Source organism: Microbacterium sp. Root53 (assembly GCF_001426925.1).
In the GTDB taxonomy this organism is placed as follows: Bacteria; Actinomycetota; Actinomycetes; order Actinomycetales; family Microbacteriaceae; genus Microbacterium.
In genome coordinates this window covers 118,719-128,102 of the sequence record NZ_LMFR01000023.1, presented here as the reverse complement: position 1 = coordinate 128,102, position 9,384 = coordinate 118,719, and the positions used below count along the sequence as shown (strand labels likewise).

General features: G+C 70.4%; 10 protein-coding genes. 5 read left to right on the top strand and 5 right to left on the bottom strand.

What is annotated here, in order from left to right; genetic code table 11:
• Positions 1-99: 99 nt before the first annotated feature.
• From ASD19_RS11495 to ASD19_RS11475, 5 genes are read right to left on the bottom strand one after another with little or no spacing between them, the layout of a single operon-like run.
• The gene (locus ASD19_RS11495) at positions 100-1,725 is read right to left on the bottom strand and encodes an acyl-CoA synthetase (protein WP_082543162.1); all 1,626 of its coding nucleotides are present in this window, start codon (positions 1,723-1,725) and stop codon (positions 100-102) included.
• Positions 1,726-1,766: 41 nt separating this feature from the next.
• Positions 1,767-2,222: a MaoC family dehydratase gene (locus ASD19_RS11490; RefSeq protein WP_055992833.1), complete on the bottom strand. Its 456-nt coding sequence runs from the start codon at positions 2,220-2,222 to the stop codon at positions 1,767-1,769.
• Positions 2,223-2,242: 20 nt separating this feature from the next.
• Complete coding sequence (locus ASD19_RS11485; RefSeq protein ID WP_055992830.1) at positions 2,243-3,415, bottom strand: acyl-CoA dehydrogenase family protein; 1,173 nt, start codon at positions 3,413-3,415, stop codon at positions 2,243-2,245.
• Positions 3,412-4,296, bottom strand: a complete 885-nt coding sequence (locus tag ASD19_RS11480) for an amidohydrolase family protein (protein WP_055992828.1) — start codon at positions 4,294-4,296, stop codon at positions 3,412-3,414. Before ASD19_RS11480 ends, ASD19_RS11485 begins: the two co-directional genes overlap by 4 nt.
• 11 nt (positions 4,297-4,307) lie before the next feature.
• Entirely contained in the window at positions 4,308-5,231 is a 924-nt protein-coding gene (locus ASD19_RS11475; protein ID WP_055992825.1) for an SDR family oxidoreductase, read from the bottom strand.
• Positions 5,232-5,318: 87 nt separating this feature from the next.
• Between ASD19_RS11475 and ASD19_RS11470 the strand changes: the two genes are divergently transcribed.
• The 5 genes from ASD19_RS11470 to ASD19_RS11450 all read left to right on the top strand — a co-directional run bounded on the left by ASD19_RS11470 (position 5,319) and on the right by ASD19_RS11450 (position 9,383).
• Positions 5,319-5,777 (top strand): MarR family winged helix-turn-helix transcriptional regulator, encoded by a 459-nt coding sequence (locus tag ASD19_RS11470; RefSeq protein WP_055992822.1) that lies wholly within the window; start codon positions 5,319-5,321, stop codon positions 5,775-5,777.
• Positions 5,778-5,903: 126 nt separating this feature from the next.
• Positions 5,904-6,911: an ABC transporter substrate-binding protein gene (locus ASD19_RS11465; RefSeq protein ID WP_055992819.1), complete on the top strand. Its 1,008-nt coding sequence runs from the start codon at positions 5,904-5,906 to the stop codon at positions 6,909-6,911.
• 9 nt (positions 6,912-6,920) lie between these two features.
• The gene (locus ASD19_RS11460; protein WP_055992817.1) at positions 6,921-7,766 is read left to right on the top strand and encodes an ABC transporter permease; all 846 of its coding nucleotides are present in this window, start codon (positions 6,921-6,923) and stop codon (positions 7,764-7,766) included.
• A complete protein-coding gene (locus tag ASD19_RS11455; protein WP_055992814.1) occupies positions 7,763-8,539 on the top strand; it encodes an ABC transporter permease in 777 nt (258 codons plus the stop codon). Before ASD19_RS11460 ends, ASD19_RS11455 begins: the two co-directional genes overlap by 4 nt.
• Complete coding sequence (locus ASD19_RS11450; protein WP_055992811.1) at positions 8,529-9,383, top strand: ABC transporter ATP-binding protein; 855 nt, start codon at positions 8,529-8,531, stop codon at positions 9,381-9,383. Before ASD19_RS11455 ends, ASD19_RS11450 begins: the two co-directional genes overlap by 11 nt.
• The last annotated feature ends 1 nt before the right edge of the window (position 9,384 follow it).

Here is a 9,384-nt window from a genome sequence, read left to right as displayed (position 1 = left end):
CTCCCTGGTTCAGAGCGGATGCGGTAGCAGCTCCACTCTGCCGGGAGGTTCTCGTCACATCAGGGAAGCCAGATCAAACAACGTCCCTGGGCAGTACATCTAGCTCATACGGCCGAGCCGCGGTCGCCTCTTCTTCGGAGGCACCGTGCGCACGGTCTCGGTCTGCCACGGGATGGCCGTGCCGGTGGGACGCGGCGTCTCGGCCCCCGCGCCGAACCGCGCGCGCAGGTCCGCCTTGCGGACCTTCCCCGAGGCGGTGCGCGGCAGCTCGTCGACCACGATCACGTTCTTCGGGATCTTGAAGCGCGCGATCCGGCCGTCCAGGTGCGCACGTACCTCCCCCGTGGTGACGTCGCGCCCGCCCTGCACGGTCAGGATCGCCCACGGCACCTCGCCCCACTTCTCATCCGGCACCCCGATCACCGCGGCGCCCGTGACGCCCTCGATGTCGAACAGGTGGTTCTCGACCTCGGCCGGGTAGATGTTCTCGCCGCCGGAGATGATCATGTCCTTCAGCCGGTCGGCGATGAACAGGTACCCGTCGGCGTCGAGATAGCCCATGTCGCCGGAGCGGAACCACCCGTCCTCCGTGAACGCCTTGGCGTTCTCCTCGGGCAGGTTCAGGTACCCCGGGAACACGTTCGGGCCGCGCACCTCGATCTCGCCGACGGTCCCGCTGGGGACGACGTCCCCGTTCTCGTCGGTGATCCGCACGGCCGAGAAGAAGTGCGGCAGTCCCACGCTCCCCTGCTTCTGGCGGGTCTTGTCGGCCGGCAGCGCCGTGTGACCCGGCGAGGTCTCGGTCATCCCGTAGCCCTGCGTGAACTTCAGGCCCCGCTCCTCGTACACGTCGAGGATCCGGGTGGGCACGGCCGATCCGCCGCAGGTCAGGCGGCGCAGGCTGGACAGGTCGGTCGAAGCCCAGTCGGGGTGGTCGGCCATGAGCTGGTAGGTCGTCGGGACGCCGCTGAGCATCGTGATGCCGTGCCGTTGGATGAGGGAGAGCGCCCGCCCGGGATCGAAGCCCTTCTCGAGGACGATGGTGCCGCCCTTGAGGATGATCGGCAGGGCGCCCATGCCGAGCGCCGCCGCGTGGAAGAGCGGCGAGATCAGCAGCGCGACCTCGGACGAGAGCAGGTCATAGTCCAGCGCGCAGTTCAGCGAGACCCAGGTGAGGTTGGCGTGGGTGAGCACGGCGCCTTTCGCCTTACCCGTCGTCCCCGAGGTGTACATGATGGCCGCCGGCTCGTCCGGCGAGACCGGCACGTCGACGCGACCGCCCTTGGGCACCCGCATGAGCCGGTCGAGCCCCGGGTCGGCCTCGTCTCCCTCTCCCGTCGGGATGACGTGAGCGATGCCGCCGGCCTCGACTCCCGGCAGGATCTTGTCGTACAGCTCCGGGTCGTAGATCACCGCGCGGGCGCCGCTGTCGGTCAGCACGTGCGCGACCTCGGGCGGGGCCAGCCGCGTGTTGATGGGCACGAACACCGCGCCCAGCTGCGCGGCGCCGAACAGCGCCTGCAGGAAGGCGGGGCTGTTCTCGCCGATGAGCGCCACGGCGTCACCCTTGCCGATGCCCTTGATGGCGAGCACCGCCGCGATCCGGTCCGCCGCGTCGGCGAACTCGCGATACGTGTACGTGCGCTCGCCGAAGATCAGCGCGGGCTTGTCGGGCGTGCGGGTGCGGCGCACGGCCGGCCAGGATCCGATTCCGGGATAGGACATCGTCGTCGCTCCTCTTCGTCGAGGCGGAATGGTGTCGCGGGTCAGCGGTAGAAGCGATAGAGCCCGCGCGCGACCACGGCCGGGCGCTCGGCCCCCTCGATCTCGAAGGTCTGGTCCACCGTGAACTGCACGCCGCCGCCCTTGACCTCCTCGACCTCGGCGATCACGGCGTTCATGCGGATGCGGGATCCCACGGGGACCGGCGAGATGAAACGCACCTTGTCCAGGCCGTAGTTGACCTTGGTGCTGACGCCCTCGGTCTCGAGCAGCTCGCTCCAGAACCGGGTCGCCAGCGACAGGGTGAGGAAGCCGTGCGCGATGGCGCCGCCGAAGGGGCCGTCCTTCGCGCGCTCGGGCTCGGTGTGGATCCACTGGTGGTCGTCGACCGCGTCGGCGAACGTGTTGACGCGCTCCTGCGCGATCTCGGCCCATTCGGTCCAGCCGAGGTCGCGGCCGGCCAGGGAGGTCAGCTCGTCGAAGGTGGCGGTGGTCGTCATGAGGTCTCCTTCTGAAGTGGTCAGGCGAAAGCGGACGCGCCCGTGAGCGAGCGTCCGACGATGAGAGCGTTGATCTCGTGCGTCCCCTCGTACGAGTAGACGGCTTCGGCATCGGCGAAGAAGCGTGCGGCGTCGTTCTCGAGCAGCAGGCCGTTGCCTCCCAGCAGCTCCCGCGCCAGCGCCGCGCTCTCCCGTGCCCGCTCGGCCGTGACCATCTTGGCGAGGGCGGAGTTCTCGTCGCTCCAGACGCCGGCGTCCTGGTTCGCGGACAGGGCGGTCACGAGCGCGAGCGACGCGGTGACGTTGCCGAGCATCCGGGCGAGTTTCTCCTGGACCAGCTGGAAGCCGCCCAGCTGCCGGCCGAACTGCTCGCGGGAGGTCGTGTATCGCACGGCCGCGTCGAGCGCTCCCGCCTGCAGGCCCGTCGCGATCCAGGCGACGTCCGAGCGCATCCGCCGCAGGAGCCCGGCGACGTCTCGCCAGGAGTTCACGCCGTGCAGTCGGCGCTCCTCCTCGACGCGGACCCCGCGGAGGGTGATGTGCGCGTTCTGCATCGGCCGCAGCGAGACCTTGCCCGTGATGACCCGGATGTCCACGCCGGGGGCGTGCCGGTCGACCAGGAACGCCTTGACCTGCCCGTCGGCCTCGTCGCGCGCGAACACCGCGAGCACGTCGGCGACGTCGGCGCCGCCGACCCAGCGCTTCTCGCCGTCGATGACCCAGGTGTCGCCCTGGCGGCGGGCCCGCGTCGCGAGGCCGCCGGCGATGTCGGATCCGTGGTCGGGCTCCGTGAGGCAGAACACGCCGCGCATCTCGAACGAGCGGACCGCGGGGTCCCAGCGCTCCGCCTGCTCGGGCGAGCCGCCGTGCCGGACGGCCGTGCGGAACAGGCCGGCCTGCGCTGTGTACATCGTGGCGACCGACACGTCCGACCGCGCGAGGGTGAAGCACCGGAAGCCCGAGAACATGCTGGTGTCGACCTCGTCGGCGTCGACCCCCGGCGGGTCCATGAGGCGCAGCGGGATGAGCGCGTCGAGCACCTCGCCGGGCATCACGGCGCGGTCCCACGCGTCGTCCATGAGGGGTCGGATGTCGCGCTCGAGCGTCTCCGCCAGCCGGGCGAGCGCCGCGCGCGCGGCGGCGCCGAGATGCCGCTCCGCGAATCCGTAGCGATCGACCACGGGATCGGTCATGACAGCCCCAGCAGTCGCACCGCGTTGTGCTTCATGATGCCGGGCAGCACCTCGGGCTTGAACGTGCCCGCCGTCTCGGCGTCGCGCATCCAGCGGTCCGGTGTCAGCAGCGGGAAGTCGGAGCCGAACAGGATGCGATCCTTCAGCACCGAGTTCGCGTAGCGCACCAGCTCGGCCGGGAAGTACTTCGGGCTCCATCCCGACAGATCGATCCACGTCGAGTGCTTGTGGGTCGCGACCGCCAGCGCCTCGTCCTGCCACGGCACGGACGGGTGGGCCATCACGATCTGCAGGTCCGGGAACTCCGCCGCCATGGCGTCGAGCAGCATCGGATTGGACAGCGCGAGCCGCAGCCCGCGGCCGCCCGGCATCCCCGCGCCGATCCCGGTCTGCCCCGTGTGGAACAGGGCCGGCACCGCCGCCTCCTGCACGAGCTCGTAGACCGGGAAGTATCGGGGATCGTCGGGCGAGAAGCCCTGCACGGTGGGGTGGAACTTGAAGCCTCGCACGCCGTGCTCGTCGAGCAGGCGGCGCATCTCGTCGAGCGCGTCCTCGCGATTCGGGTCGACGGACGCGAACGGGATCAGCACGTCGTTGTTGCGCGCGGCGCCCTCGGCGATGTCGGCGCTCGAGATCGGCCGCTGCCCGAGGTTCGTCGTCGCGTCGACCGTGAAGACGACCGCGGCCATCCGGCGCTCGCGATAGTACTCCGCCACCCCATCGAGGTCCGGCCGGGGGCCGTCGGTGCGGAAGTACCGGCTGGCGGCCTCCTGCAGGTCATCGGGCAGCGACGAGTGCCCGTGGGCGTCCACCTCGATGTGCACGTGCGTGTCGATGGCCTCGATCGCATCGACGTCGATCGCCGGTTCGTAGCGGGTCATGATGCTCCGGGTCAGGCCCGAGGGCGCTGGAGTTCCTCGGGCAGCGGCGGGAACGTCTCGCCGACCGACTGCAGCTCGCCCAGCTCGGTCGCGAACGACTCCGCGAGCGCGTCGTACGTCCACCCGCCCTCGCGGTACGCCGTGGCGACCGGCTCGGGGTGCGACCAGAGCTGCAGGCGGTCGCCGCCCACGCCGATGGCCTGGCCCGTCACACCGGCGGCCGCGTCCGACGCGAGGTAGGCGACCAGGCCGCCCACGTCGGCCGCCGTGCCGAATCCGAGGTCGTGCCGGAAGAACGGCGGCATGGGCTCGCCCTTCTCGTCCGCCTCGACCGCGGCGGCGAAGTAGGGGACCGTGGCGGTCATCGCCGTCGCGGCGACCGGGATGACGGCGTTCGCCGTGATGCCCGCCTTCTTGAGCTCGAGCGCCCACGTGCGGACCATGCCGACGATGCCGGCCTTTGCCGCGGCGTAGTTGGTCTGTCCGAAGTTGCCGCGCTGGCCGGTGGGCGATCCGATCGCGATGATGCGGCCGCCCTCGCCCTGCTCCCGCAGCCGGATCGCGGCCTCGCGGACGACCGTGAAGGTTCCGCGCAGATGCACGCCGATCACGGTGTCGAAGTCGTCGTCGCTCATCTTCCACAGCACGGTGTCGCGCAGCACGCCGGCGTTCGTCACCACGATGTCGAGGCGGCCGTAGACGTCGAACGCGGCGTCGACCAGCCGCTTCGCCGTCTCGGTCGGGCCGACGGGCGCCGCGACCGCAGTCGCACGGCCGCCCTGGGCCTCGATCGCGGCGACGGCCTCGTCGGCGGTGGCCTGGTCCACGTCGTTCACGACGACGGATGCGCCCTGGCGCGCGAGCTCCTGGGCGTAGGCGAGACCGAGCCCGCGGCCCGATCCGGTGACGATGGCGACCTTGCCGGTGAGTGTCATGCGGAATCTCCTTCGATCGGCATCATCCCAGCGCAGATTCTTGATGATGTCAATGATTGACCTGATCCACTTTGCTAGAGTCTCCCCATGACGAGCGACGGCGGGCGCGCGGACGCGCCGGTGACCGAGCAGCCCCTGGCGAGCGACGCGGCGTTCCTGCTCGCGCGCGCGAACGCCCGATCCCTCGCGGTCGCCCACGCCGCCCTCGCGGAGTTCGACCTGCGCGTGCGCTCCTACTCGGTCCTCGCGCTCGCCGTGGCGGAGGCGCGGCTGTCGCAGCGGCACATCGCCGAGTATCTGCGACTGGACCCGAGCCAGGTCGTAGCCCTCGTCGACGAGCTGCAGCAGCGCGGCGCCGTCGCGCGGGAGCCGGACCCCAACGACCGCCGCGCCAAGGTGGTGGTCGCCACCGCGGCCGGCCGCGCGCTGCACGCGAAGGCGGAGCGCGCCACGAACGCGGCGGAGCGCGAGGTGCTGGGCGTGCTCGACCAGGACGACCAGGACCGCCTGCGGGACCTGCTGTACCGACTCGCCTTCCCCGACTGACCCCCGAGAGGGCGCGGTCGATCCTTCGTGAAAACCACAACCATTGACATCTTCAATGGTTGCGTGTTCACTGGGGCCAACCCGCGCCGGTCGGCGCACTCAGTCACGAAGGAGTCGCTGAGCACCATGTCCCCCCGCACCCGAATCCTCTCCGCCACGGCCTTCGCAGCCGCAGGCCTCCTCTCGCTCGCCGCGTGCAGCTCGGGCTCCCCGAGCGGCGCCCCGGCCGAGTCCGACCCCGCCGCGTCGGCTCCCGCCGACGGCGAGCTGACACCCATCACGGTCGGCATCCTCACCATCGCGCCGTCGGCCGCCGTGCAGTACGGCGTCGACCACGGCATCTTCGAGGAGCACGGCCTCGACGTCACCCTGCAGGAAGCCCAGGGAGGCGCCGCCATGCTCCCGGCCGTCTCCACGGGTCAGATCGACTTCGGCGTCGGCAACCCGCTGTCCGTGCTCGTCGCCGCGAGCCAGGGCGTCGACATGCGCGTGGCCAGCGGCTACTCGTTCTCGCTCGCCGAGGGCGAGGACATCAACGCCGTCGTCACGCGCGTCGGCGAGGGCGTCGAGTCCTGGAGCGACCTCGAGGGCAAGAAGGTCTCGGTGAACGCCGTCAACACGCAGGGCGACCTGACGATCAAAGGGTCCGTCGAGATGGAGGGCGGCGATCCCGGCGCCGTGGAGTTCATCGAGATCGCGTTCCCGGATGCGCTCGCCCAGCTCGACAGCGGCAACGTCGACGCCGTCTGGATCCCCGAGCCGTTCCTCGGCGCGGCGCTCGCGGCCCCGGACAAGTACTCGGTCGTCGGCTACCCGAACCAGAACGCCCTTCCGGGCCTGCCCACCATGGTGACCTTCACGTCCGGCCAGCTGGCCGAGGAGGACCCGGAGCTCGTCGAGACCTGGCGCGGCGCGATCAGCGACGTCCTCGAGCAGGTGAACGCCGATCGCGAGGGCTTCGGCGAGGCCATCGCCTCGCTCACGGGCATGCCGGAGGCGGCGGCCATGGACCTGCGCCTCGAGCGCCTGTCAGGCGAGCTCGACCCGCAGCTGCTGGTGGACCTCAGCGCTCTCGCCGCCAAGCACGGCTTCGTGTCGACCGAGCCGGACCTCGACACGGTCATCATCCCGTAACGCCGCTCCATGACGTCCACCGCTCCGCCCGACACGATCACGCGCGTCGTCGCGATCGCCGAGCAGCGCAGCAGGCGTCGGAGGCTCCGCCCCCGACGTCTGCTGCTCGGCCTAGCCGGCGTGATCACCATCCTCGCGATCTGGGAGCTGGTCTCCCGCACCGGCACCGTCGACCCGACGTACCTGCCGCCCGCGACCGAGGTGCTCGCCCGCTTCGGCGTCAACGCGACGCTGACCGGGTTCTGGATCGCGATCGGGCAGACGGTGGCGTCGTGGGCCCTCGGCATGCTCCTCGCGTTCGCGCTCGCCGTGCCTCTGGGGATCGTCATCGGGCTCTCGCCGTTCCTGCGCAAGCTGACCCGATCCACCGTCGAGTTCCTGCGGCCGATCCCGTCGGTGGGACTCATCCCGCTCGCGGTGCTGATGCTCGGCGTCCCGCTGCAGCAGAGCCTGCTGATCATCACCTACGGGGCGTTCTGGCAGATCTTCATGCAGGTGCTCTACGGCGTCGCCGACGTCGACACCGTCGCGATGAGCACCGCCCGCAGCTACGGCTTCACCTGGTGGCAGCGGGTGCGCGACGTGGTCTTCCCCACGATGCTCCCCTACCTGGTCACCGGCGTGCGCCTCGCAGCCGCGGTCGCGCTCATCCTCGCGGTCACGGCCGAGCTCGTGATCGGGACGCCCGGCCTCGGGCAGCAGATCGCCGCGTCGCGGGACGCCGGCCTCTACGCCTCGACCTACGCGCTGGTGCTCGCGACGGGCGCGCTGGGCGTGGTCATCAACCTCGGCGTGCGCGCGGCCGAGCGTCGGCTGCTGTCGTGGCACCAGTCCGTGAGAGGAGAGGGCGCATGAGGGGCACCCTCAAGGCGATCGCCTTCACGCTCGGGCTGCCGATCGCGCTGATCGCGATCTGGTACGTCGCGACACTCGGCGCCACGAGCATCTTCGTCCCCAAGCCGGTGCCGCTCGTCGCCGAGTTCTTCGAGACGTGGATCGGCGACCGGCTCCTCACCGACGTCGTCCCGAGCCTCAGCCGGTTCGCGCTCGGCACAGGTGTCGCGATCGCGCTCGGCGTGCTGGTGGGGCTGCTGGTCGGTCTGAGCCGTGGCGTGCGTGCCTTCACGGAGCCGGTGTTCGAGTTCTTTCGCGCGGTGCCTCCGCCCGTGCTCATCCCGGTGCTGGGCCTGCTCATCGGCGTGGACGACAGCATGAAGATCACGGTCATCGCACTGGGTGCGATCTGGCCCGTTCTGCTGAACACGATCGAGGGCGTGCGCGCCACGGACTCAGTCCAGACCGAGACCAGCCGCTCCTACGGCATCCACGGCTTCAACCGGGTGCGCTACCAGATCCTGCCCTCCGCCGCCCCGCAGATCCTGGCGGGCGTGCGGCAGAGCCTGCCGATCGGGATCATCCTGATGGTCATCAGCGAGATGTTCTTCTCGTCATCGGGTCTGGGCTTCTCCATCATCCAGTTCCAGCGCCGGTTCGCGGTGCCCGAGATGTGGTCGGGCATCCTCGTGCTGGGACTGATCGGCTTCGCGGTCTCGATGCTCTTCCAGGTCGTCGAGCGCCGCATCCTGCGCTGGTACCACGGACTGAAGGACCTCGAGAATGCCTCCTGAGAACATCGTCGTCGCGGGACACGGCCGCACCCTCCCGCCCGAGCAGACCCTGCTCTCCGTCCGCGGGCTGAAGAAGGTGTACGAGACCGACGGCGGTCCGATCGAGGCCGTCCGCGACCTCACCTTCGACCTCGGCCGCAACGAGCTGACCTGCCTCGTGGGCCCGTCCGGATCGGGAAAGACCACGCTGCTGAAGTGCATCGCCGGCCTGCTCGAGCCGACCGCCGGCGAGGTGGTCCTCGACGGCCGGCGCGTCACGGGCCCGCCCAAGAAGATGGCGGTCGTCTTCCAGGAGTACGGCCGGTCGCTGTTCCCCTGGCTGCGCGTGGCCGACAACGTCGAGCTGCCGCTGAAGAATGCGGGTGTGCCGAAGACGAAGCGCGCGGAGCTGGTCGCCGAGGCGCTCGACAGCGTGGGGCTCTCGCACGTGCCGCGGTCCTACCCGTGGCAGCTGTCGGGCGGGATGCAGCAGCGCGTGGCGATCGCCCGCGCGATCGCGTACCAGCCCGAGGTGCTCCTGATGGACGAGCCTTTCGCGGCCGTCGACGCGCAGACGCGCGCCGACCTCGAGGATCTGGTGCGATCGATCAGGGAGAGACTCGGCGTGACCGTGCTGTTCGTCACGCACGACATCGACGAATCGGTGTACCTCGGCTCGCGCGTGATCATCCTGTCGTCCTCGCCGACCGTGATCCAGGAGGACCTGGTCATCGACCTGCCGGATCAGCGCGATCAGCTCGAGACCCGCGCGCTCCCCCGGTTCACGGAGCTGCGGCACCACGTGTACGAGCAGATCCAGCTCGCGAAGCGCGGCTTCCGCCCCGACGAGGCGCGGGTCGGCTGAC